General features: G+C 38.7%; 17 protein-coding genes. 13 read left to right on the top strand and 4 right to left on the bottom strand.

The features are described 5' to 3' along the window. Nucleotides 1–146: 146 nt before the first annotated feature. The 8 genes from IGJ53_RS12745 (at nucleotide 147) to IGJ53_RS12710 (ending at nucleotide 10,627) form a co-directional block, all read left to right on the top strand. Complete coding sequence (locus tag IGJ53_RS12745) at nucleotides 147–1,793, top strand: putative polysaccharide biosynthesis protein (RefSeq protein WP_010733472.1); 1,647 nt, start codon at nucleotides 147–149, stop codon at nucleotides 1,791–1,793. Nucleotides 1,794–1,841: 48 nt separating this feature from the next. Next, on the top strand, nucleotides 1,842–2,561 hold the full coding sequence (locus IGJ53_RS12740) for a pseudouridine synthase (protein ID WP_010733471.1): 720 nt from the start codon (nucleotides 1,842–1,844) through the stop codon (nucleotides 2,559–2,561). A 569-nt stretch (nucleotides 2,562–3,130) separates the two neighbouring features. Next, nucleotides 3,131–4,078 carry an ABC transporter permease gene (locus IGJ53_RS12735; protein WP_010733470.1) on the top strand — a complete coding sequence of 316 codons (948 nt, stop codon included), beginning with the start codon at nucleotides 3,131–3,133 and terminating at the stop codon, nucleotides 4,076–4,078. A gap of 11 nt (nucleotides 4,079–4,089) precedes the next feature. After that, nucleotides 4,090–5,010, top strand: coding sequence for a carbohydrate ABC transporter permease (locus tag IGJ53_RS12730; RefSeq protein ID WP_002374176.1), 921 nt, complete (start codon nucleotides 4,090–4,092; stop codon nucleotides 5,008–5,010). Between the two features lie 38 nt (nucleotides 5,011–5,048). Beyond that, nucleotides 5,049–6,509, top strand: coding sequence for an ABC transporter substrate-binding protein (locus tag IGJ53_RS12725; protein WP_002374178.1), 1,461 nt, complete (start codon nucleotides 5,049–5,051; stop codon nucleotides 6,507–6,509). A 338-nt stretch (nucleotides 6,510–6,847) separates the two neighbouring features. Beyond that, a complete protein-coding gene (locus IGJ53_RS12720) occupies nucleotides 6,848–7,462 on the top strand; it encodes a YesL family protein (RefSeq protein WP_010733469.1) in 615 nt (204 codons plus the stop codon). After that, the gene (locus IGJ53_RS12715) at nucleotides 7,455–9,179 is read left to right on the top strand and encodes a sensor histidine kinase (RefSeq protein ID WP_086323901.1); all 1,725 of its coding nucleotides are present in this window, start codon (nucleotides 7,455–7,457) and stop codon (nucleotides 9,177–9,179) included. The genes IGJ53_RS12720 and IGJ53_RS12715 overlap by 8 nt, the downstream gene beginning before the upstream one ends. Nucleotides 9,180–9,181: 2 nt before the next feature. Further along, nucleotides 9,182–10,627, top strand: coding sequence for a response regulator transcription factor (locus IGJ53_RS12710; RefSeq protein WP_010733467.1), 1,446 nt, complete (start codon nucleotides 9,182–9,184; stop codon nucleotides 10,625–10,627). A gap of 335 nt (nucleotides 10,628–10,962) precedes the next feature. Here the strand turns inward: IGJ53_RS12710 and IGJ53_RS12705 are convergent, their stop codons facing one another. Both IGJ53_RS12705 and IGJ53_RS12700 read right to left on the bottom strand, forming a co-directional pair. Further along, nucleotides 10,963–13,116 carry a GH92 family glycosyl hydrolase gene (locus IGJ53_RS12705; RefSeq protein WP_010733466.1) on the bottom strand — a complete coding sequence of 718 codons (2,154 nt, stop codon included), beginning with the start codon at nucleotides 13,114–13,116 and terminating at the stop codon, nucleotides 10,963–10,965. 1 nt (nucleotide 13,117) lies between these two features. Then, nucleotides 13,118–14,164, bottom strand: a complete 1,047-nt coding sequence (locus tag IGJ53_RS12700) for a GntR family transcriptional regulator (protein WP_010733465.1) — start codon at nucleotides 14,162–14,164, stop codon at nucleotides 13,118–13,120. Between the two features lie 149 nt (nucleotides 14,165–14,313). Between IGJ53_RS12700 and IGJ53_RS12695 the strand changes: the two genes are divergently transcribed. Genes IGJ53_RS12695 through IGJ53_RS12685 form a run of 3 tightly spaced genes read left to right on the top strand, consistent with a single transcriptional unit; the run spans nucleotide 14,314 to nucleotide 19,161 of the window. Next, a complete protein-coding gene (locus tag IGJ53_RS12695) occupies nucleotides 14,314–15,603 on the top strand; it encodes a glycoside hydrolase family 125 protein (RefSeq protein ID WP_010733464.1) in 1,290 nt (429 codons plus the stop codon). Nucleotides 15,604–15,615: 12 nt separating this feature from the next. Further along, complete coding sequence (locus IGJ53_RS12690; RefSeq protein WP_438750403.1) at nucleotides 15,616–18,303, top strand: alpha-mannosidase; 2,688 nt, start codon at nucleotides 15,616–15,618, stop codon at nucleotides 18,301–18,303. Then, the gene (locus IGJ53_RS12685) at nucleotides 18,304–19,161 is read left to right on the top strand and encodes an ROK family protein (RefSeq protein ID WP_010733462.1); all 858 of its coding nucleotides are present in this window, start codon (nucleotides 18,304–18,306) and stop codon (nucleotides 19,159–19,161) included. Nucleotides 19,162–19,231: 70 nt separating this feature from the next. Here IGJ53_RS12685 and IGJ53_RS12680 read toward each other — a convergent pair whose 3' ends face one another. Then, nucleotides 19,232–20,089 (bottom strand): RluA family pseudouridine synthase, encoded by an 858-nt coding sequence (locus IGJ53_RS12680; RefSeq protein WP_010733461.1) that lies wholly within the window; start codon nucleotides 20,087–20,089, stop codon nucleotides 19,232–19,234. Between the two features lie 210 nt (nucleotides 20,090–20,299). Between IGJ53_RS12680 and IGJ53_RS12675 the strand changes: the two genes are divergently transcribed. Together IGJ53_RS12675 and IGJ53_RS12670 are read left to right on the top strand one after the other, a co-directional pair. Beyond that, nucleotides 20,300–22,471, top strand: a complete 2,172-nt coding sequence (locus tag IGJ53_RS12675) for a PBP1A family penicillin-binding protein (protein ID WP_010733460.1) — start codon at nucleotides 20,300–20,302, stop codon at nucleotides 22,469–22,471. Between the two features lie 67 nt (nucleotides 22,472–22,538). Then, on the top strand, nucleotides 22,539–22,880 hold the full coding sequence (locus IGJ53_RS12670) for a YlbF family regulator (RefSeq protein WP_002285994.1): 342 nt from the start codon (nucleotides 22,539–22,541) through the stop codon (nucleotides 22,878–22,880). A 274-nt stretch (nucleotides 22,881–23,154) separates the two neighbouring features. Here IGJ53_RS12670 and IGJ53_RS12665 read toward each other — a convergent pair whose 3' ends face one another. Continuing rightward, complete coding sequence (locus IGJ53_RS12665) at nucleotides 23,155–24,909, bottom strand: ABC transporter ATP-binding protein (RefSeq protein WP_002373217.1); 1,755 nt, start codon at nucleotides 24,907–24,909, stop codon at nucleotides 23,155–23,157.

The following is a 24,909-nucleotide window of genomic DNA, read 5'->3' as shown; positions in this document are numbered from 1 at the left end:
CTGTATATTTCTTTACTTTACCAAAAAAACGAAACCGAATTCAAAAAAACATTCGTTCTTATAAAAGTTATATAAAATCGATTGCCAGTTTCTGTTTTACCAATTAAAATGATAGTAATGTTTTGTAGAAAGTTGGAATCTGACCGATGGATAATCAAAGAAAACCAGCATTAGATCAATTATCACCGCAAGAAAAAATGGCACGAGGCTCTGCCTGGATGACCGCCAGTAATATCATTTCAAGGTTGCTAGGGGCTGTCTATATCATTCCTTGGTATGCTTGGATGGGCGAAAATGCTAAGGCTGCCAATGGCTTATTCAATATGGGGTACAATATATATGCATTGTTTCTACTGATCTCTACAGCAGGAATACCCGCGGCGATCGCAAAACAAACCGCGCGATATAATTCGTTGAATGAATATGGCACTTCACGACGATTATTCATCCGTGCATTACAGATGATGGGCGGGTTAGGTCTGTTGTTCGCTTTGTTCATGTACATCGCCTCTCCTTGGCTAGCTCATGCTTCTGGTGGCGGAGAAGAACTGATTCCAACGATGCGTTCTTTGAGTATCGCTGTATTGGTTTTTCCTTGTATGAGTGTGATACGAGGGTATTTTCAAGGAAACCAAGAGATGATGCCTTATGCGCTGTCGCAGATCGTCGAACAAGTGGCACGTATTTTTTATATGCTGTTGGCTACATTCATCATCATGAAAGTCATGAATGGCGATTATGTGACGGCGGTCACGCAATCAACTTTCGCGGCATTTATCGGTATGCTAGCAAGTATCCTTGTCCTTTTGTATTTTTTGAAGAAACATCAAGCGTATACATCTGCATTTATCCACTACAGCGAAAACAAAGTAAATATTGCAACGAAGGAATTGTTGTTAGATACCATTAAAGAAGCAATACCGTTTATTATCGTTGGTTCAGGGGTAACAATCTTCAAATTAGTCGATCAATTCACTTTTATGAGGATCATGTCCGCATCCACTGAATATTCCAATGCACAGTTGCTAGATCTTTTTTCGATTTTTAGTGCCAATCCAGATAAGTTGACGATGGTAGTTATCGCATTGGCAACATCGATCGCGTCTACCGGGTTACCGTTGATTACAGAAGCTGTTACGTTGAAAGATCGAGTAGGGCTGGCAAAATTGACGAGCGGAAATTTACAACTGTTTTCATTTTTTATGTTTCCAGCGACATTTGGTGTCATGTTACTTGCCTATCCGCTAAACACATTATTTTATACCCCAGATTCTCTAGGAAGCAATGTACTGATCCAAGCAAGTTTTGTAGGACTCTTCTTAGGGTTATATATGCTAGTATCCAACATGCTGCAAGGAATGTTTGAAAACAGGGCGGCAATCAGTTATTTGGTTGTTGGATTTCTGGTGAAACTACTTCTTCAATATCCAGCCATTCGTTTATTTGAAGTGTATGGCCCTTTATTAGCGACAATGCTCGGGTTTGCTGTGTCTTGTACCTTGATCTTAAAGAGGATCCATGAAGTAGCTCGCTTTAAACCAAGTTTTGTCTGGCGTAGGACATTACTGATCTTTATTCTTACCTTGATTATGCTTTTTGCTTCGTGGATCACAAAGATGATTTTTGGGACTTTCTTAAATGAAGATAGCAAATTCCAGTCTCTATTATTGATTCTTGCAGTAGCATGTATAGGGGCATTGGTGTACGGTTATTTAGCTTTGAAAATCCGTTTGGCAGAAAGACTACTAGGACCAGGAATAGCGCGTTTACGACACAAATTAAAAATAAAATAAGTGAATGGGAAGAGCTGAATCAATGCTCTTTTGAAATGGGGGAAACGCATGCGTTTAGATAAATTTTTAGCAGATATGGGACTTGGTAGCCGCAAAGAAGTCAAAGGATTGATCAAAAAAGGAACGATTGAAGTCAATGGACAAGTGGTCAAAAGCGATAAAGCGCAAGTAAACGAGTTTGAAGATACGGTTACTTATTTAGGAGAAATCATTGCGTATCAAAAAGATTTTTATTATATTTTGCATAAACCTGCAGGAGTCATTTCTGCTACTCAGGATAATCATGATCAAACCGTAATCGATTTGTTGGAAGATCAAGATTATCGGGAAGATCTTTTTCCAGTTGGCCGATTGGATAAAGACACGGAAGGCCTCCTGATTTTAACGAATGATGGGGTATTTGCCCATCAGTTATTATCACCAAAAAAACACGTGGAGAAAGAATATCTAGCTGAGGTTAGCGGTATAATGACAGAAGAGGATATCCGTTTATTTGCAGAAGGACTGATTATTGATGGCGATGAGCAGACATTGCCGGCAAAACTCCAAATTGATCAAGTAGATCAAGAGTCAGAAACTTCAATTATCCGTCTGATTTTGCATGAAGGGAAGTTTCACCAAGTCAAGCGAATGGTCAAAGCAGTAGGAAAAGAAGTCTTATATTTAAAAAGAATCCGTATGGGGAATTTTTGGCTGCCTAAAGATTTGAATAAAGGGCAGTATCGCCCCATGACCAAAGAAGAGCTAGAACAAGTGAGAGAAAAATAAGTGAATGGAAAGCTAAAAGAATAAGCAGTGTAGTTGTAGCGCCATCTGAAAAGCAGACTTGTCCGTCTGACTTTTGGATGGCTTTTTTGTGAAGGAAAGCAAAGATTAAGCGTAGAGGTTGTAATAGAAGTGGTCAGCTTCAAGAAATAAGAAGGAATTGACGAAAATTGCTTCTCAAATTTTTGTAAAATTTCGGCTTATTTCCGAAGAAGCTACTTCCACTGTTTGTTCAGAATAAGGGACTGTGACAAGACTTTTGTCACAGTCCCCATTGTTCCTTGTGACTCAGAGTTAGATAGTAAGGTTACGATCTCCCTAATACTCAGGACAAAACGCTGAATTCACAACCTCTGATAAACGGTGTTCAATCAGCTGACCTTCGGTATTAGCTCAAAAAACGGTAAAATATGAGAAACTATTTTTCCGTTTTTTTCTCTAATACTCAGGACAAAACGCTGAATTCACAACCTCTCCTATACTTTGTTTCATTTTCCCTATACTTTGTTTATTTATTCTCATTATTGAAAGCGCTATAATGACGTTGCGAATGAATCGAAAGGGGTTTTTAGATGAAAAAACGAAAGGGGTTCAATCATTTTTTTATGAATCTATGGCGTTATAAAGCACTTGTCCTGATGGCTGTACCGGGTATGCTTTGGATGATTTTTTTCTTTTACATACCTGTAATGGCGAATGTCGTAGCATTCAAAAATTTTCATATTTCAGCAGAGGGGTTCTTGGCTAGCCTGAGGGAAAGTCCTTGGGTGGGTTGGGAAAATTTCAAATTTTTATTTTCTTCGGACCAAGCATTTCTCATCACTAAAAATACAATTTTATATAATGTAACATTTATCCTTTTAAATCTGCTCATTTCAGTCGTATTTGCAATCATTATGAGCGAGTTGAGAAATAAACGACTTGTTAAAGTTTATCAAACGATGTCCTTGCTCCCTTATTTTCTATCTTGGGTCATTATCAGTTACTTCGTTTACGCCTTTTTAAGTCCCGACAAAGGAATATTCAACCAGTGGATTACTGGACACGGAGGAGAAGCTGTCAATTGGTATAATGAACCGAAATATTGGCCATTTATCTTAGTGTTCATCGGTACATGGAAAGGGATTGGTTATAACAGCATCATTTACTTTGCATCTGTTATGGGAATCGATCCGACTTATTATGAAGCTGCTATGGTTGATGGAGCTAGCAAATGGCAGCAAATCAAACATGTGACGATACCACAACTGATTCCATTGATGACGATTTTAACGATTTTAGCCGTAGGAAACATTTTCCGAGCTGATTTTGGTCTGTTTTATAACATTCCTAGGAATTCCGGTGCATTGTACGATGTGACTCAAGTTTTGGATACGTATATCTACAATGGGCTGACATCCACAGGAGATTTTGGTATGACGGCTGCTGCAGGACTTTATCAATCAGTTGTCGGTTTTGTCTTATTGATGATCACAAATACGGTCGCCCGTCGTTTTGATAGCGACTCTGCATTATTCTAAGGAGGAAAAAAATGAAAAAAAAGAAAGTGGAGAGAGTCCAAGTCCGTTCTTTCAATAAGACGACCAATTTTTTCTCTAATATAATGATTGCACTCTTTGCTATTTCCTGTATTTTGCCATTTATATTTGTTATTGCCATCTCTTTTACCGATGAGTCCATATTGTCGACGCACGGGTACAGTTTTTGGCCAGAAAAATTCAGTCTATTTGGTTATACGTACTTGTTCGATCAGATGCAGGATAAGATTTTCCAAGCGCTTTATGTTACTATGCTTGTCACTGTTTTAGGTACACTGATCAATAGCACGGCTACTTCTTTATATGCTTATGCGATTTCGCGGTCAAATTTTCCATTCCGTCGTTTTTTTACCGTTTTTTGTTTGATTACGATGTTGTTCTCACCCGGTATGGTAGCCAATTATCTTGTTATGACAAATCTTCTCCAGTTAAAAGATACGATTTGGGCATTGATCTTGCCAATGGCTGTCAGCCCCTTCAATATTATTGTGATGCGCACATTCTTTAAACGTTCGGTCTCTGATTCGATTATTGAATCGGCGCGGATCGACGGAGCTAGCGAACTTCGAATATTCGTTCAAATCGTTTTACCGTTAGCTGTTCCTGGTATCGCGACAATCAGCTTATTTGCCGCATTGGGTTACTGGAATGACTGGTTCAATGCTTTACTATACATTCAAGATGATAAGCTAGTTCCACTACAGTATCTTTTGATGAAAATCCAAAGTAATATTCAATATCTGACGCAAAATTCAGGAGCAGGAAGCCAATTGACAGGTGGGCTAGCTTCAGTTCCAGGAGAATCCGCCAGAATGGCGATCGTAGTTATCTCTACGTTGCCTATTGCGATCAGCTATCCATTTTTCCAGAAACATTTTGTCAAAGGTCTAACGATCGGTGGAGTAAAAGAATAAAGAAAAAAATATAAATCATAAAACTAGGAGGAAGAAAAATGAAGTTATGGAAGAAACTAGCCTTTACAGGTGTTTCAGTATTGTTGGTAGGTACATTAGCGGCATGCGGAGGTTCTGGTTCTAAAGAGAAAGCAGAAGCTAGCAATTCGGACACTTTGCAGATGTATCAAATCGGTGATAAACCGGATAATTTCGATCAATTGATGGAAGTGGCAAACAAACGAATCGAAAAAGAGATCGGTGCAAAAGTCAATATCAATTACATTGGTTGGGGCGATTACGAAAAGAAAATGAACGTCATCATTTCTTCCGGAGAAAATTACGATATCGCCTTTGCGAACAACTATGTTTCCAATGCTCAAAAAGGAGCCTTTGCTGATTTGACTGAATTAGCGCCTAAGTATGCTGAAAAAGCGTATAATGATTTAGACGAAGCTTATATCAAAGGAAATTTGGTGAATGGGAAATTATATGCCTTTCCAGTAAATGGAAATGTCTTTGCTCAACAAGTACTTACTTTTAACAAAGCTTTACTAGATAAATATGACCTTTCAATTGATGGAATCCAATCTTACGCTGATGCAGAAAAAGTTTTGAAGGAATTCCATGAAAAAGAACCAAACACGGCCGCTTTTGCGATTGGACAAGGATTCAAAGTCCAAGGAAACTTTGACTATCCTTTAGGGAACACTTTACCATTTGCTATTGATCTGGATGGAGATGATTCAAAAATCATCAATCAATACGACAATGAAACGTATATCGGACTGTTGCGTACGATGCATAGCTGGTACAAACAAGGACTCATTCCAAGTGACGCTGCAACGAGCAATAAGGACTATCCACTAGAAGGAAATACTTGGCTGATGCGTGGAGAAACACAAGGACCCTATGATTATGGCGACACGATTTTGACAAATGCAGCAAAACAAGAACTAGTTTCAAAAGCAATTACTGTTCCATTGAAATCTACAGCTCAAGCACAAATGGCAAATTTTGTCGTATCCAATACTTCAAAAAATAAAGAAAAATCAGTAGAACTTCTAGGGCTGATTAACAGTGATCCAGAATTATTGAATGGACTTGTTTGGGGAATCGAAGGAGAAGCATGGGAAAAAGTCGATGGTTCAGAGGATAAAATCAAATTGCTAGATGGTTATCAGCCAAACACACATATGTCTGCTTGGAATACAGGAAACAATAAGATTCTATATACACAAGAGTCCATTACGGATGACATGATTGCCAAACGCGACCAATCGATTGCTGAAGCAGAAACTTCACCGATTTTAGGATTCAGCTTCAACACGGACAGTGTGAAAACAGAATTAAGTAATATTTCAAATGTCATGAACCAGTATTTGGATGGATTGAATACAGGAACTGTTGATCCAGATGAAACATTGCCGAAATTAAAAGAAGCTTTAGATAAAGCTGGTTATGACAAGGTATTGAAAGAAATGCAAAAACAATATGACGAGTTTCGACAAGAACAATAATGAATAAAGACAAAGAGGTTGTGACAAAAACGTGTCGCAACCTCTTGTTCCGAATAAACGGTGTTCAAAAGCCAGTTTCTCGGTATTAAGCTAAATTTATGTAAAAATGTGGAAAGCCATATTCACAAAATTTTTCTTACTACTCGAAACTAAGCGGCTATTTCACAACCTCTTGGTAAACGGTGTTCAATCAGCTGCCCCTCGGTATTCGCTCACAAAACGGCAAAATATGAGGAACTATTTTTCGTTGGTTTCTCTAATACTCAGGCCATGGTGCTGATTGCCCAACCTTTTTTGTATAATAAGAAAGTATAAACTTAATGTTTGGAGGAGAAGATATGTTAGGAAAGGTTTTGGAAGAGTTGTTTATCCGGATCTGGGTCATGATAAAACTAACCTTATATTTCTGGATATATACGTTTGCCGGCGGAATCATCTTTGGATTAGGTACGGCATGGAAAACAGTCAATGAGTTATTTTATTTATATGGATTCGAGTATAAAGAAATCACGTTAAAAAGAGGCTGGAATATATATAAAAGAAATTTTTTAAGAGGAAATCTGCTATTTGGTTTATTTTTATCTAGTACTGCTTTATTGAGCTACAATCTATATCTATCTGTTCAAATCAAAGGGCTCATTTTTTTAGCTATTGATTTTATTTTGCTTTTTGCCTTATTTTGCCTATTTGCTACTTATCAATACAGTATGATTTTAGACAGTGAATATACGATCTCTGTTTCTAATTTACTAAAGCTGAGTTTTATTTCGGTTTTTTCCAGCTTTTCGTCTTTTCTAAAAACAATTATTGGTAGCGGTGTAATTATAGCTGTGACTTGGCAATTCAAAGGATTGATCCTATTTGGTGTCATTGGTCTTTTGACGGTTTGGAATGGTACGATGACGAAACAGTGGCGTGAAGAGTTAGATAAACAGTTGGAAAGTTATGAATAGGATCCGGATTCTATTTTCAAAAGGAACCTTACTGAATCGGCTGTTAAGGAAATATGCGGTTATCATGATTGGTGTAACGATGACTGCTACTATTATTTTTAGTGTCCATACGTGGGATCAAAACCAAAAGCAGGCAGAAAACATGACAAGTGATGCCGTTCAAAGTACAAGCAGAATGCTGAATGACAAAACAACTTTGAGTAGGATCATTAAAAACCAACTCGTCGGTGATTCCGAAAAAATCGAAAATGTCACTACCTACTTAACAAAACCCATAGATCAGTATTTGATGTATGTATATGAGCAGCAAAACAGTACCGACGAATTAGTTTCTTTCCCAAATCAAATCAAAGATCTTTATATAAATTATGAAGAACTAAGTGCGGTATATATCGTGTTGAATCAGCTACCGGAGTATTATGAATCCTCTAGAGAAAACAAAGGCGGAGAAGTAAAAGCAGGAACGCCAAAATTACTAGACGCCTTTTATATCAAGTTGCCTATCACACAAGGAGGAGCTGAGTCAGGCAGTATTTTTATCGGTTTCCAAAAGAAAGAGCTAGATACGATTTTAGAGAATCTAACGTCATTCAATGGACTCTCTTTATACATGATTTCTGGCACGACAAATCGCTTGTATACGTTCCATGATAATAAAATAGCTAAAGAAACGTTTGGAAGACAAGAAACGATTATCTCAGAGAGTCTTCAGAAAAATTCACAATTGCCAATTGCTAATCTGAGAAAAAATAATTTTATCCAACATCAAGAACTGTCGGATGATTACCGAATATTAGCTGTATTAGATAAAAAAAGCGTAAAAATCGAAACGGGGAAAAACCTTGCACCGCTGATTGTCGGTATCATTGTTTTAGACAGTATATTGCTTATCTTTCTTTATAAAACATTCAAACGATATTCACAGCAAATATCCATCGTCATGCAGGCAATGGAGCAAACAGCAGCAGGGAATTTAGAAACACGGATTGATACAACAAAAACGGAATATGAACTAAAGGAACTTTCAATCGGTATCAACGAAATGTTGGATAGCATCAATCAATTTGTCGAAGACATCTACAAACTAGAAATCAAACAGCAAGATGCACATATGCGGGCGCTTCAAGCACAGATCAATCCGCATTTTTTATACAATACATTAGAATATATCCGAATGTATGCAATCAGCGAAGGAAGCGAAGAATTAGCAGATGTTGTATACGCTTTTTCCGCCTTGCTCCGAAACAACACAAATCAAGAGAAGACGATCTCTTTGAAAGAAGAACTGGACTTTTGCGAGAAATATGTCTATTTATATCAAATGCGTTATCCTAATCGAGTGGCCTATCATTTTATGATCGATCCTGATTTAGAAAAAATCGAAGTACCCAAATTTGTGATTCAACCATTAGTTGAAAATTATTTTAAACATGGTATTGATTTTACTCGATTTGATAATGCCCTAAGTGTCAAAGTCTTACAGGAAGACAAGAGGGTTAGGATCATCGTCAAAGATAATGGAAGAGGGATGACTGAAAAACGGCTAAAACAGGTGGAAGAAAAACTGTCTCATCCCAAAGTGGAACTTCACAAATCAATCGGTCTGCAAAACGTGAATGAACGTTTACGTGCCAATTTCGGCAGCAGTTATTACATGTCGCTTGAGAATAATGAGACAGGTGGACTGACTGTTTCTATTACATTCAAGGAGGGGTGAACATGTATCAGGTGTTATTGGTAGATGATGAATATATGATTTTGAATGGGTTGAAAAAGATAATTGATTGGAAAAGTTTAGGTTTTCAAATAGCAGCAACAGCGGAGAATGCCAAAGAAGGACTATCTGTCCTTGAACAACAGCGGATTGATCTAGTGGTAACGGATGTGACGATGCCAGAAATAAACGGACTGGAATTTATTGAAGCGGCTCAAAAAGAACATCATAATTTTGAATTTATGATTTTGTCCGGGTACCAAGAATTTGATTATTTGAAAGAAGGCATGCAGTTAGGCGCGGTGAATTATTTGATGAAACCCGTGAATAAGTTCGAATTGATTGAAAGCCTCAAGAAAATCAAAACACGGTTAGACCAGCAAAATGAACAAAAAAATCAGCAAGAAATCTATCAGGAACTATTATTCAGTCAATGGTTGAGTGAAGAGTTAGATGAAGCAAGTGAAGAAGAAATAATAGGACAAATCAGTGAGAAACAGCATAGAATAGTATTGATCCAATTATCAAGAATTCATGATTCTCTTATCAATACATGGTTGAAAGAACATCAGCAAATCTTTTACTATCAAAGAAATTACGGAGACCGTATATTGATTACGCTTTTGTTGGAGGCAGATGAAGTTGATGGATTCTGCTGTTTTATTCAAGAAAACATTCCTGATCAGGAATGGCTGATCAGTATCGGGGAAGAGACAGATTCGTCGGACAAGATCCCTGAAACATTTCAACAAGCAAAAGACAATCTACAGTTGCATCAATTTTATGGAGATAAAGACGAGCATGTTTTTTATGCAGTACAAGCAACAACAAAAGGGCAAACCATCGATTTTTCAAATTTCAGACGTGTGTTGCAAAATAAACGATTGGATGTTGCCCAAAAAATGATCACTGATTTTTTCGAACAATTTCAATTAGCAGCCATGATGCCGGAAGACATCCGGTACTCCAGCTTTTTACTGTTTATGGAGATTCAACGGGAATTGATTGATCTAGAAGATGAGGAATATTTACAAGGAATCGAAAAAATTCATCGGGCAAAAACGGTGCAAGAACTCCACCAGCTACTTCTGTCATTCATCCAAAAGCACCAGAGAAAGAGAAAGTACAGTGGCAATGTAGAAAAAGTAATCGAAATCCTGCATCAGCATTATCAAGAACCACTTACACTCAAAGAAGTGTCAGAAAGTTTGCATTTAAATGTCATGTATTTAGGACAGTTGTTCAAAAAAGAAACGAAAAAAAGTTTTTCAGCTTATTTGAACCACTTACGTATGGAAAAAGCAAAGCAGTTGCTTTTGCACAGTAATCAAAACATCAATGAAATAGCAAGTGAGATTGGCTACAACAATACCACGTATTTCTCTAAATTATTCAAGAAGATTGTCGGCAGATCACCTAAGGAGTATCGGGAAAAGAGAGGAGAATCCTAAAAGAAGAAGCGTATGGAATGAATCAATGTTCAAAAGTTTATCTAGAAAGCTAACTTTTGAGAGTTCTTATTACTTGAGGCAGGGCAGCTTTTTCACAACCACTGAATCAGCTAACCCTCAGTATTAGCTCAACAAACAGCAAAATATGAGGAACTATTTTGCCGTTTGTTTCTCTAACAATCAGGTCAAAACGCTGATTTTACAATCTCTCAATAAACGGTGTTCAAAAGCTTGCATCTGCGGTAATAAGCCCAACCAAACGAAAAATATGAGGAGCTATTTTTGCTTGGCTGTTCTTATTACTTGATGCAGGACAGCTTTTTCACATCCTCTTGTTAGTTATCGTTTGATAAGGAAAAAGGCAAATCTTTTGATCGATACTTCTTAGGATGAGGGACGATACCTAATTGGTAAGAGATCTTGCCGCCTTTCAGCAAATCTTGATGGGTAAAATATAATTTCGTATATTCTTTATCCATCCGGTTGATTTTATGGATAAATTGCTGCTGCGGCCGATTAGGAGTGGCTTCAATCGTCAATTCCTTTCCATTTGACAAAAGCACAACAGCCTTGTCCATTAAAGGCATACCGATAACATATTCACCGGTTCCTGGTGTGACAGGATAGAATCCCAGACTATTGAAGATATACCAAGCAGCCATACTTCCGTTGTCCTCATCTCCAGGGTAACCCGTTGAAGAATCGTCGAAAGTTTGAGTCATCAATTGTTTAAGCAATGGCTGCGCCATTTCGGGTTGTCCAATATAGCTGAACAAGTATGGGTAATGAAAACTTGGTTGATTGGAGATAGCTAACTGCCCAAATTCTATCGCAGCCATCTCGCTCATTTCATGAATCTCAAAACCATATCCTCCTGTTTCAAATGTCGGAGATTGATTACACAAAGCAATGAGTTTTTCTTTGAATCTCTCACTGCCGCCATATTTTTCGATCAACCCTGCAAAATCATGATAAACAGCAAAGCTGCTTTGCCAAGCACTGCCTTCTGCATAATCTTGTCCCCAACGATGAGCAGAAAATGGTTCTCTGAATTTGCCATTTTTATCTTTGGAACGCATCCATCCTGTCTCATAGTCAAAAATATTTTGATAGTTCAATGATCGTTGCTGATATTTTTTCGCCGTTTCGTCCTCTGCTAGTACTTTGGCAACTTGACTAATACAAAAGTCGCTATAAGCATAATCTAGCGTATGATTGACCGATTCATGGTAGCGATTAGGAACATAGCCGTATGTCAAGTAATCATCTGTCCCTTGTCGTCCATAATTTGGATGATTACTTTGAACTGTAGCGCCTTTCTTCATTGCTATTAGAAATTCCTGCATCAAGTCTGGCCGAATATCTTTCACAGCAGCATCTGCAACGACCGCATCGATCAATGTCCCAGGCATTAGTCCACGTTCGTCAGGAGACAGCCATTTTGGCAAATAACCAGTTTCTCGATAGCTATTCAAAAAACCTTCCAGCATTTCTTCGTACTTTTCTACAGCAATCAAAGAATAAAGAGGATAAACCGTTTTATACGTATCCCAAAACCCATTATTTGTATAGAGAACACCAGGTTTCACAGATCGGCTAGTCGTATCATAGTGGATTTTTTGCCCACTAGGATCCATTTCATAAAATGTTTGCGGAAATAAAAACACCCGATATAAATTATGATAAAACGTCCGCAATTGTTGTTGATCATGGTGTGTGAGCTGTATACGATCAAAATAGGATTGCCATTGTTTCTGGCTGTTAGTAAGGTAAGTCTCTTTGCTTTGATTTTGTTCTAGTTCCAGGTTATAAGCTGCTTGTTCCGGGCTGATAAAAGATGTCCCAAATCGGATGGTTTGTTTTTTTGTCTGTTCAAAATACAACGGGATCGAATCGCTATTTTTGTTGGAAACAGCTAGCTCATCAATTGTTAAAGGATATTCAAATCTCAATATAAAATAAAAAGAAAAATCAGGATCTTCTGAACCAGCAAAATGTGTGATTTTTCCTTCCACTGTGTAAGGATCTATAACAAAGAGCTGATGACGTCCCGGAAAGGATAAAAGTAAACCGCTATCATTTGTGCTGTAATCAATAGATAAGATTCCGCCATACATACTGGGTATCAATGTAGAACGGATGCCATAACGCAATTGACGGATCGACAGATGAGTCGGACAAAATATACTTTCTTCTGGGCGGTAAGAACTTTGAGCATGAAAAAGAGTATTTTCCTGTAATTTACCATTGATTGGCGTGAGCAGCATATGACTGAAATCGCCCATCCAAGGACTTGGCTGGTGGGTAAGTCGATAACCTTGAAAAACACGGTCCTCAGGATGAAACCACCAGCTGCCGTTTTGATCGGTCGTTTGCGGTGCAAAATAATTCATCCCAAAAGGAACGCCAGTGTAAGGCTGGCAGTTCCCGTTAGAGAAATTTGGCTGATTAGCTGTGCCATGTCTAGTATCTATTTGACCGATATTCATTTTATTTCTCCTTTGTTGATTGTCTTTTGATAAATGAAACTGGAAATTTGCTGTCGGAAGGACGTTCGTTTGTCTCTAACCAAGTAATCAAAGACTCTCCAGCAAGCTTGCCTAATTGTTCAAAATCTTGTGCGATGGTTGTCAGCGGTGGATCAACAAGAGCGGCTGCTTGGATATCATCAAATCCGATGATTGAAAAATCTTCAGGAACATGATAATCATGCTGTCTCAAGAAATTCATCGTCTGGATAGCGACAACATCGTTTTCGCAAACAAAAGCGGTCACTTCATACTTAGTGGTATAAGAAAGCAATTCATCGAATGTCGCGCTTTTGTCATCCAGCGAAGTGTGAAAAGCCAAACCAGCTTTGTCCAATGCTTCAAGGTAACCAAGGTAACGCTGACGTACGGATTGTGGATGAGTCTGTGCACCAAATAAATAAGCGATTTTTGAATGTCCCTGTTCGATCAAATGAGAAGTAGCGAGCACACCACCTTGGAAGTTGTCGGAAAGCACGGTAGGAAAAGGCAATTCATAGATTTTTTTATCCAATATGATAACAGGGAATTCCTTTAATGAAAGCTCAAAAAGCAAGTCAAGATGCTGTTCTGTATCAAAGGCATAATAAATCAATCCATCAAATTCATGGATGAGTTCTTTTGCCGTTTTATTTTGTAAAAAATCATGTGTCGTCATCATGACATCCATCTGTTTATCCTGCATCACAGGATTCAATCCCTTGGTAAAATCACCAACAGATAAATCAGCGACATATGGAAGAAGAAACAGAATCCGCCGTGTTTTTGTAGGAGAAGGAAGCATCTGATCCGGAGAAGCTGATTTAACAAAACTGCCTTTTCCACGAACGCGATAAATCAGCCCTAATTGCTCTAATTCAGTCAATGCGCGTTTGGAAGTGATTCTGCTTACTTTATAAGTATGGGAAAGTTCCTTTTCCGTTGGTAGTTGGCTATCCACAGGTAATTCACCAGTTAAAATAGCCGTTTGCAAATCATTAAATATTGTCTGGTACAATGGTTGATTCATATAAACACCTCTTAATGATATATCATATTTAAATAATACCATAATAGATGAAAAAGTAAATAAAAAGTTATTTTTTTGAAAGCGTAGACATAAAGTGTCGCAAGAGGTATAATCTTTAAAGATATATCAAGTTAAAAGGGGAGATTTGTATGGTTTATAAAGATATACCAAAGTCAGTGCAAAAATTTATGGATGATATCACACAAAAATGCGGGGAAACCCATGCGGACTGGGCAACGAATTTTACAGCAGCATTTGCCAATACACTTTTGACAACAGTCAAAAAGCAAAATGACGGTACTACTTTTTTATTGACAGGAGACATTCCTGCAATGTGGTTGCGAGATTCTACTGCACAAGTTCGTCCTTATTTAGTGATTGCAAAAGAAGATGAGGAACTAGCTGACATGATTAGTGGGTTGGTCAAAAAGCAATTTTTTTATATCAACATCGATCCATATGCGAATGCCTTCAATGAAGAAGCGAACGGTGCGGGACACCAAACAGATCACACAAAAATGAACGATTGGATCTGGGAAAGAAAATATGAAATTGATTCTTTATGCTACCCGATACAGTTGGCCTATCTTCTTTACAAAAATACAGGAAAAACGGACCAATTCAACCCAACTTTTATTGAAGGGATCAAAAAAATCTTAGGCGTGTTCGAAACAGAGCAGGATCATGAACACTCTCCTTATACATTTATACGAGATACGACAAGAAAAGAAGATACGCTGATCAATGCCGGACGAGGAGCCAAAACAACTTTTACAGGTATGACATGGTCGGGGTTCCGTCCTAGCGATGATGCTTGCCGTTACGGATATCTGGTACCATCCAATATGTTTGCGGTGGTCGTGTTAGGTTATGTGGAAGAAATTTTCCAAACAATACTCGATGATAAAGAAATTGTACAGAAAGCACAAATATTGAAGAAAGAGATCCAAGAAGGTATCCAAAATCACGGACGGACGGTTAATCAAAAAGGGCAAACGATTTATGCATACGAAGTAGATGGAATGGGTAATGCGACGGTCATGGATGACAGTAATGTGCCCAATTTGATCGCGGCACCTTATTTGGGTTACTGTTCGGAACAAGAGGAAGATTATCTTCAAACAAGAAGAACATTGTTGAGTAAAGAGAATCCATATTTTTATGAAGGAAAATATGCAAAAGGAATTGGCTCTTCCCATACGCCAAAAGAGTATGTTTGGCCGATTGCATTAGCGATGGAAGGAATGACAACACCAGATAAATCTGAAAAAGAACGGCTATTGAATTTGCTTGTAGCAACTGATGCAGGAACACATCTTATGCACGAAGGATTTGATGTGAACAATCCTGAAAATTATACGAGAGAATGGTTTTCTTGGGCAAATATGATGTTTTGCGAATTAGTTATGGATTACTTTGATATTCGAGTAGAAAAATAGGAGATACTGTAAATGAAAAAGAAAGTATATATCATTTCTCATAGCCATTGGGATCGTGAATGGTACATGGCTTACGAACAGCATCACATGCGGTTGATTGAATTGATAGACGATTTACTAGAGCTATTTGAAGTTGATCCGTCCTTCAACAGTTTTCATTTGGATGGGCAAACGATTATTTTAGATGACTATCTTCAAGTAAGACCAGAAAAAAGACAGGCACTCCAACAAGCGATCAATGAAGGAAAATTAAGAATCGGACCATTTTATATCTTGCAAGATGATTTTCTGATCAGTTCGGAATCAAACGTGAGAAATATGCTGATTGGTATGGAAGAAAGCCGTAAATGGGGAAACCCCGTCATGTTAGGTTATTTTCCTGATACATTTGGAAATATGGGACAGACGCCTCAATTAATGAAACAAGCTGGTATTTCAGCAGCGGCATTTGGCCGTGGGGTAAAACCAATTGGCTTTGACAATCAAGTTCTGGAAGCAGAAAACTATTCTTCTCAATACTCAGAGATGTGGTGGAAAGGACCTGATCAAACAGCAATCTTTGGTCTGTTATTTGCCAATTGGTATAGCAATGGGAATGAGATTCCCGTAGAAAAAGAAGCTGCTCGTGTCTTTTGGAAGCAGAAATTAGCAGATGCAGAACAATATGCATCTACTGATCATCTATTAATGATGAATGGTGTTGATCATCAACCAGTACAAAAAGATATATCAAAAGCAATTCATCTCGCAAATGAGCTGTTGCCAGATTACGAGTTCATCCATTCTAATTTTACTGACTATCTGGAAGCAGTTCGACAAGAGTTGCCAGAAGACTTAGGTTCAGTAGAAGGAGAATTGACAAGTCAAGAAACGGATGGCTGGTATACTTTAGCCAATACAGCATCTGCTCGCGTTTACTTGAAGCAATGGAATACCAAGGTCCAACGGCAGCTAGAAAACATCACAGAACCACTTGCGACGATGGCTTACGAAGTTACAGGGATTTACCCCCACGATCAATTAGATTATGCTTGGAAGACATTAATGCAAAATCATCCTCACGACAGCATTTGCGGTTGTTCAGTTGATTCTGTCCATCGGGAAATGATACCTCGTTTTGAAAAAGCAGATGAAGTCGGAAAGTATCTTGCACAAGATTCTTTAGAACAACTGACCACAGCAATCGATACAACTGGATTTCCAAAAGACAGCTTTCCATTTGTCGTTGTAAATACTGCGGGAATGGATAAAAGCGGTGAAGCAGAAATAACCATCGAATTAGCAAGAAAAAGATTCGCTGAAGGAATACCTGAACAACTGTATCAAGAGTTAGAACAGTTGCCTAGACGGAAGTATCACGTAGAAACAAAAAGCGGGACCACTATACCAGCTATTTTATCTGAAGAAACTGTCCAATTTGGTTATGATTTGCCGAAAGATCGTTTCCGTGTGCCGTATATGGCAAGAACGATCAAGGTAACTTTACCAATAAAAAACATGCCAGCATTTTCTTGGGAAACATTCGCGCTTGTAGAAGGGGAAGCGAAAGCAGAAGAAAAGGAAACAATGATCCGTCAGAGTGGACAAATCGTCGAAAACGACCACCTGCGTTTGACGATTGAAAAAAACGGTACCATTACAATGGAAGATCGTAAAAACAAACGAAAATGGAATAACCTGCATATTTTTGAAGATATCGGTGATATAGGAAACGAGTATATCTTTAAGCAACCTGTCTATGATCAACCAATCCTATCCAGTAATCAAGAGGGCTCTGAAGTAAAAGTATTAGTAGATACACCAGAAATAGCCAAAATAAGTATTCTACAGGAAATGGAGATTCCAGTTTCTGCAGACGAGCGTTTAGAGAAAGAACAACGGATGGTTGTAGAATTTCGTTATCGAAAAGCAGAACGTTCTAAAGAAAAACGGATCCTTCAACTAGAAACGATCATGACTGTCAGAAAAGATAGTAAAAAAATCGACTTTGAAACGACTCTTGACAATCAAATGAAAGATCATCGATTGCGTGTCTTGTTTCCTACAAAGTTACATGTGGAACATCACGAAGCAGATAGTATTTTTGAAGTAGTAAAGCGCCCAAACCATGTACCTAGGAGCTGGGAAAATCCCACGAATCCGCAACATCAACAAGCATTTGTCAATATTCATGATGAACAGTACGGTGTAACAGTTGGTAACTTTGGTTTGAATGAATATGAAGTAACAGCAGATGGACAAATCGCGGTGACGCTACTTCGCTGTGTGGGAGAACTAGGAGATTGGGGGTATTTTCCAACACCAGAAGCACAGTGTTTAGGTAAGCATCGGTTCAATTACAGCGTTGAACTGCATGGACCAGAAGAAACATTCTCTACTTATTTGCATGCATACGCGGCACAGATTCCTTTTTCCACTCAACAAATCAAACATCATGAAGGAACATTGGCATCAAAACAACAATATTTAACGATAGAAAGTGAAACGTTTGCAATTACAGCTTTGAAACGGAGTAAGTTTAGTGATAAAGTAGTAGTGAGAGGTTTCAATATGTCTAGTCATTTAGAAAAGTTAGAAATAACTAAAGACAATCGAAAAACGGTCATATTGAATCTGCTTGAAGAACCAACGCAGCAATCGGTTCTCCCGATAATCCAACCTTATGAAATTCGGACAATCGGATTCGAGGAGGAAAACTAAATGTATGGCGGAATAGAAGCAGGCGGAACAAAATTTGTGTGTGCGATTTCAGAAGGTGGAGAGATTTTGGAAAAAACAAGTATCCCTACCACAACACCAGAAGAAACATTGGAACAAGTATTTGAATTTTTTGATCGTTATGAACTGAAAGGAATCGGGATCGGCTCATTCGGCCCGATTGGTATCGACCAAACAAAAGACAATTACGGATACGTTTTGGCAACTCCCAAAAAAGGATGGGCACAATTTGATTTTCTCGGCACAATCAGGAAACGCTACAATGTTCCTATTGCTTGGACGACGGATGTCAATGCGGCTGCATACGGGGAATTGAAGCAAGGAGCAGCACAAGGAAAAAATAGTTGTATTTACCTTACTGTGGGAACAGGAATTGGTGCAGGCGTCGTGATCAATGAGGAAATTTTTTCAGGGATCGCACACCCTGAAATGGGACATATTTGGGTAAAACGCCATCCAGATGATCAATATGAAGGCACTTGTCCTTATCATAAAGACTGTTTAGAAGGATTAGCGGCAGGTCCGTCTATTGAGGCACGTATAGGGATCAAAGGGCAAGATCTGCCGCAAGATCATCCGATTTGGGATATTCAAGCTTTCTATATTGCTCAAGCACTGATCAACTATACGTTGACGTTAGCACCTGAAAAGATTATTTTAGGCGGCGGGGTAATGAATCAGGACCATCTCCTTCAAAAAATTCGTCAGCAATTTGTTGAATTGATGGGTGGCTACATGGAAACACCTCAAGTAAGTGAATATATCGTTCGTTGGGGACTGCCGAATGAAAGTGGGATTGTCGGTAGTTTGCTGTTAGCAGAACACGAACATCAAAAGTAAGCAGACAAGTTACACAAAAAGAACGTAGTCTTATCAGCAGATAATGATAAGACTACGTTCTTTCTTCTTTCTATTTCCACAATCCGGGTAAAGCTTTACCAACTATTTTTTCTTGAGTAAATGGATGGATCATATGCAGTTCTAATGCATGGAGCATCAGTCGTTCAGCTGGTCTATTTTGGTAGAGAGGGTCTCCAACGATTGGATGCCCTATATGAGCTAAGTGAACTCTGATCTGGTGCGTACGACCGGTTTCCAAAACACAATACACTTGTGTTTTTCCAGAAAGTATTTTGTCGACAGTGACATGTGTCAAGGCGTTCTGACCATTTTTATCATCTACGACCCGTTTTCTCCGATCATGGCGATCGCGTCCGATTTTATTAGTAATAGTCCTATCTTTGGCGATTTTCCCCCATACGATGGCTTGATATCTCCGATAGATCATTTTTTGTTCCAACATTCTTCCAAGTATCGGCAAGACAAATGGGTTTTTTGCAAATAAAACAGCGCCGCTTGTTTCTTTGTCCAAACGGTGGACAACGTAAGGTCGTTGTTTTTTCGTATCGAGATAAGCAGCTAAGTGATTGAACAAGGTACTGTTTTCTGTTGGTTCGTTTGGATGAGTCTTCATGCCTGCAGGCTTATCCACTATAATCAAATGTTCATCTTCATATAAAACACGGATGTGCTTCGCATCTCCTAATTGGACTTCTTGATAATTATAATCTGTTTCTTCGAATAACAATGTGATCTGGTCATTGCCTTTTACTTCATGATGGAACAAAGCAGGTTGTTGATTGATCCAAACGTTTTTACGTATACGCAAAAAGTGCCGAACCTTTCTAGGAACTAACCATTCCTTTTCAAGCAAATCGCGAATCGTTGTTTCAGGATGGTTCATAGGTAAAGTGATCGTGATTTTCACAAGTGTACTCCTTTCGGTAAAATTGCAGACTAATTGTACCATTTTTAAAACATATTTAAGAAAAAACTTACATTTTTCTGTTCATTCTTATGTTACTCTACTTGCACTAACGAAAAAAAACAAATCGAACTACAACTTAAGCAGGAAGAAAACACTCTTTCATTATGGTAAAATAAGACGATTGAATTGAATAGACAGGAGAAGAAGCGAATGGATTTTCAAAGCATTTTAGGAAAGATAAAAGCTGCTTTGATCAGTTTTTGGCGATGGATCAGACCATATCTCGGACAATTCCATCGATGGCGAAAGCGCATTTGGAAAAAATATCATGTGAACAAATTGATTTTGCTGATTGGTTTGATCTGTGTCTTAGTGACAAGTATCTACCTTTTTATTTTAGCCAAACAAGCAAATGTCGAAACGTTAAAATCTGGATTAAGCCAATCGACAGTCATTTATGATAAGAAAAATGAAGAAGCTGGCACACTGTACGCCCAAAAAGGGACATACGTAGAATTAAACGCGATTTCTCCCTATATCCAAGATGCGGTGATCTCGACAGAAGATAGGAATTTTTACGAACATCACGGGTTTGATATCAAAGGAATCGCCCGTGCGGCTGTTCGGATGGTTTTGTCTGGCGGAACATCAGGGGGCGGAGGAAGCACGATTACTCAGCAGCTTGCCAAAAATGCTTATCTGACATTAGATCAAACATTTGATCGAAAAGCGAAGGAATTATTTTTGGCAATCGAGATCGAAAAGAAGTACAGCAAAGAAGAAATCTTAACCATGTATCTTAACAATGCCTATTTTGGCAACGGGGTATGGGGTGTCCAAGACGCTTCCAGAAAGTATTTTGGAGTAGATGCAACGAATGTTACGCTATCTGAGGCTGCTACTTTGGCAGGAATGCTGAAAGGTCCTGGTATTTATAATCCGATTGATCACCCAGAAAATGCGAATGATCGGAAAAACACAGTACTAAGCGTAATGGAAGAAAACGGAAAGATCACAAAAGAACAAGAACAAGCAGAAAGCCAGACAGACATCAGTGCTTATCTTCATGACACATACGACAATTCAGATTCTGGTTATCGTTATCCTTATTATTTTGATGCAGTGATCGATGAAGCAGTTAACGAGTATGGTCTTGATGAAGAAGATGTCATGAATAAAGGCTATAAAATCTATACAGCTTTAGATCAGGATTACCAAAAGCAATTAGAAGCTACTTATCAAAATAATACATTATTCCCAGTAAATGCTTCAGATGGTGCCATGGTCCAATCTGCTTCAGTAGCTTTAGATCCGAATACAGGCGGTGTACAAGCATTAGTAGGACGAAGAGGAGATCATGTTTTTAGAGGATTCAGCTTTGCTACACAGATGCGTCGTTCTCCAGGATCAACGATCAAACCATTAAGCGTATATACACCAGCGTTGGAAGCTGGTTACAAGCCTTCTAGTGTCTTGAAAGATGAACCGCAAAGTTATTACGATGCGCATAATTTTGACGGGACATATCAAGGAGAAGTACCAATGTATCAGGCTGTTGCACAAAGTTTGAACTTGCCTGCTGTATGGCTTTTGCATGAGATCGGTTTACAAAAAGGATATGATAAAGCAGAAGAATTCGGCCTGCCTTTAGCAAAATCTGATAAGTATTATGGCTTAGCTCTTGGCGGATTAGAAAAAGGAGTATCTCCATTGATCATGGCGGGTGCTTACAGTGCATTTGCCAATGAAGGTCAGATGTATACGCCGCATCTCATCACGAAAATCGTTGATTCAACTGGAGCGGTGATCATCGATAATACAAACAAAAAGCCAAAACAGGTCATATCAAAGGAAACAGCCGATGAAATGACCAGCATGCTTCTTGGTACATTCTCAAATGGGACAGCAGCAGCTGCGAATCCTGCAGGTTATACGATAGCAGGGAAAACAGGAACCACAGAAACTAATTTCGATGCTACGAAAGCAAATGACCAATGGATGATCGGGTATACGCCAGATGTAGTGATTTCGACATGGATGGGGTATGAAGAATCCAGCAAGGTGCATTATTTGGAAGGGACAAGTGGAAATGTTGTCGGGAAAGTCTTCAAATCAGCGGCAGAAGGTATCCTTCCTTATACTTCCAAAACAGGATTTAGTGTAGCGGATGCCTATGCCACAGGAGGGCAAGTGGTAGCAGCAGATCAAGTTGGAAACACAGGCAATTCTAATGGAGAGTCTGGAAATTGGCAAGATAACTTGAATCAATACGGTGAACAAGCAAAAGAAGGATTGAAGAATTTCGGCGATATGGTGAAAGAAGGCGTTCAGGGAATTGGTGAAGCGGCTAAAGACCTCTGGCGGAAATATCAAGGAGAGTAGACCCTTTGAAAACGAATAACCCCATGTTACAATAGAGAGTAACTACTAAAAGAAAAGAGGGCATAACATGTCAAACATCTACGATAGCGCGAATCAGATCGAACGTGAGATCCGTGAATTACCAGAATTCAAAGCGTTGAAAGAAGCGTACGAGAAAGTACAAGCAAACGAAGAAGCACACAAGCTGTTCAAAGACTTCCAAGCGATGCAAATCGAATTACAAGAAAAACAAATGAGTGGACAAGAATTCAGCGACGAAGATGCAATGAAAGCACAAGAAATGGCTGTGAAAATTCAATCAGAAGAAGTAATCAATGATTTAATGCAAAAAGAACAAGGGTTCAGCACGATCATTAATGACTTGAACCGGATTATCATGACGCCAGTTCGCGACCTTTACAGCGAATAGAACTATTTTATGAAACAACAGAGGTTGTGAAAGAGACGTTCAGCCTTGAGCGATGACAAAATTGCTTCTTATTGCCGATAGACTGTCTCTTGAACACCGTTTACCAAGAGGTCGTGAGCCTACCGTTTAACTCTGAGTGACAAGGAACAATTTCAAAAAACAGCTTCTCATGTTTGATGACTATTGTGATTTGTAACCGAGGAGTTGGCAGGAGAACACCGTTTATTCAGAAAAAGGAGAGACGACAAAAGTCTTGTCGTCTCTCCTTTTTTTGTCATTCATTTTTCAAACGGTAAAAATAGCCCTCTTGAGCTAACAGCTCTTCGTAAGTACCCATCTCAACGATTTTTCCTTCATCGATCACGACGATTTTATCTGCCTCTTTGATCGTTGAAAGCCGATGAGCCACAATAAAAGTAGTGGGTGTTTCTGTCAGGTAATTCAGGGCCTGCTGGATTTTTTTCTCTGACTGGTTATCTAAAGCTGAAGTTGCTTCATCTAGCAAAATGATTTTCGGCTGACGTATCAATGCTCGTGCAATGGAGATACGTTGTTTTTGGCCACCAGACAGCTTGTTGCCATGTTCGCCTACTAAGGTATCCAGACCATCAGGAAGCTGGTCAATCAGTGAAGAAAGTTGCGCAGCTTCGATGACTTCATCTAAACGTTCTTTTGATACGTTTTTCAAGCCATAAGTGATGTTCTCTTTAATCGAAGCGGAGAACAACAAAGTGGTTTGAGGAACAACGGCTAAATAATTACGCACACTTCGCATATCCAATTCATCCAAAGGCTGATTATCTAGGAAAATCCTCCCTGAAGACGGCTGGATAAATCCAATCAATAAGTTAAGGAGTGTAGATTTTCCAGAACCAGATGGCCCAACAAAAGCAATTGTTTCTCCAGCTTTCACCTCTAGAGAAAAATGATCGATAATCGGCTTGAGTGAGTCCGGGTAATGAAAAGAAACATCCTCAAAACGAAAATTTCCATCCAAATGTTGGATTTTTTTCTTACCATGATAAGTTTCTACATCGCCAGCAATCAACAGTTCACCAATAGAAGTAATAGATTCCATGCCTTTTGAAATCGTAGGAATCAGTGTGATCATTCCAGAAACGGAATTGACGATCGTTGTGAAATATGTCTGATACATCACGACATCACCTGGTTGAATACGCCCTTGTAAAGCTAATATCCCAGTGAAAATCAAACAAATCAGTTGAAATATCTGAAAACTAGCCCAGCTGACTGATCCGAAAACAGATTGCAGGATATCTAAGTGGAATCCTTTTTCATAGATTTGGGTAAAATGCTTATTTAAGCGAGTTGTTTCGTGTTTTTCTAACCCATGAGCTCGAGCAATCGGTGCTAATTCGATCACTTCGATCACTTTTGCAGAAGTCTCTTCCATTTCTTGCCGGAAATCTGAATTGGACTGTCTGATCCTTTTCCGAAAAAAAAGAGTAACTAACGCGGCGAGAGGGACAGTCAATAAGAAAAACAAGAAAACAACAGGACTTCTATAAAGCGTGATACCTAAAGCCACGAATAAATTGACAGCAATGTTCAATCCGCTGACAAATACTTGAGAGGACAATGTTTGGATGGCTTCTACATCACGGATGATCTTTGATTGGATCCGGCCAGATTGCAATTCTTTTTGATAGGGAATAGAAAGTTCTTGGATTTTCTTGATAAGAGTCGCTCTTAGTCCAGCTTCTACTTGCCGGATCGAAGTGCTATGGTATTTTACATGAAAATAATTCGTCAATATATTTTGACCGATCAGACAAGCCATCAAAAAAGCGTTGAAATAAATCGCCTGCAATTGAGAGGAATCTTTTGATGAAGCTGCATTGATTACATTGGCAATAGCGATCGGCATTAACCAAGATGGAAGATGTTTGATAATAAAAAAGAGTCCTGACATGGCAAAGCGCCAATAATTCCCCTGATAAAGATGCAGCAATGTCTGAAAAGCATTTGCATGATATTTTTGATAACTTTTCTGTATTCGTTCCTCCAT

The organism is Enterococcus sp. DIV1283b, assembly GCF_051710965.1.
Taxonomy (GTDB): Bacteria; Bacillota; Bacilli; order Lactobacillales; family Enterococcaceae; genus Enterococcus_B; species Enterococcus_B lactis.
The sequence above is the reverse complement of the archived record's forward strand: the minus strand, read 5'-3'. Positions and strand labels throughout refer to the sequence as shown.

Bases quoted from the DNA above. Each gene is read 5' to 3' on its own strand.
- IGJ53_RS12730 (WP_002374176.1), top strand. From the start codon at position 4,090: ATGAAAAAAAAGAAAGTGGAGAGAGTCCAAGTCCGTTCTTTCAATAAG.
- IGJ53_RS12700 (WP_010733465.1), bottom strand. From the start codon at position 14,164: ATGAATCAACCATTGTACCAGACAATATTTAATGATTTGCAAACGGCT.
- IGJ53_RS12740 (WP_010733471.1), top strand. From the start codon at position 1,842: ATGCGTTTAGATAAATTTTTAGCAGATATGGGACTTGGTAGCCGCAAA.
- IGJ53_RS12685 (WP_010733462.1), top strand. From the start codon at position 18,304: ATGTATGGCGGAATAGAAGCAGGCGGAACAAAATTTGTGTGTGCGATT.
- IGJ53_RS12695 (WP_010733464.1), top strand. From the start codon at position 14,314: ATGGTTTATAAAGATATACCAAAGTCAGTGCAAAAATTTATGGATGAT.
- IGJ53_RS12710 (WP_010733467.1), top strand. From the start codon at position 9,182: ATGTATCAGGTGTTATTGGTAGATGATGAATATATGATTTTGAATGGG.
- IGJ53_RS12705 (WP_010733466.1), bottom strand. From the start codon at position 13,116: ATGAATATCGGTCAAATAGATACTAGACATGGCACAGCTAATCAGCCA.
- IGJ53_RS12715 (WP_086323901.1), top strand. From the start codon at position 7,455: ATGAATAGGATCCGGATTCTATTTTCAAAAGGAACCTTACTGAATCGG.
- IGJ53_RS12690 (WP_438750403.1), top strand. From the start codon at position 15,616: ATGAAAAAGAAAGTATATATCATTTCTCATAGCCATTGGGATCGTGAA.
- IGJ53_RS12725 (WP_002374178.1), top strand. From the start codon at position 5,049: ATGAAGTTATGGAAGAAACTAGCCTTTACAGGTGTTTCAGTATTGTTG.
- IGJ53_RS12735 (WP_010733470.1), top strand. From the start codon at position 3,131: ATGAAAAAACGAAAGGGGTTCAATCATTTTTTTATGAATCTATGGCGT.
- IGJ53_RS12720 (WP_010733469.1), top strand. From the start codon at position 6,848: ATGTTAGGAAAGGTTTTGGAAGAGTTGTTTATCCGGATCTGGGTCATG.
- IGJ53_RS12675 (WP_010733460.1), top strand. From the start codon at position 20,300: ATGGATTTTCAAAGCATTTTAGGAAAGATAAAAGCTGCTTTGATCAGT.
- IGJ53_RS12745 (WP_010733472.1), top strand. From the start codon at position 147: ATGGATAATCAAAGAAAACCAGCATTAGATCAATTATCACCGCAAGAA.
- IGJ53_RS12665 (WP_002373217.1), bottom strand. From the start codon at position 24,909: ATGGAGGAACGAATACAGAAAAGTTATCAAAAATATCATGCAAATGCT.
- IGJ53_RS12670 (WP_002285994.1), top strand. From the start codon at position 22,539: ATGTCAAACATCTACGATAGCGCGAATCAGATCGAACGTGAGATCCGT.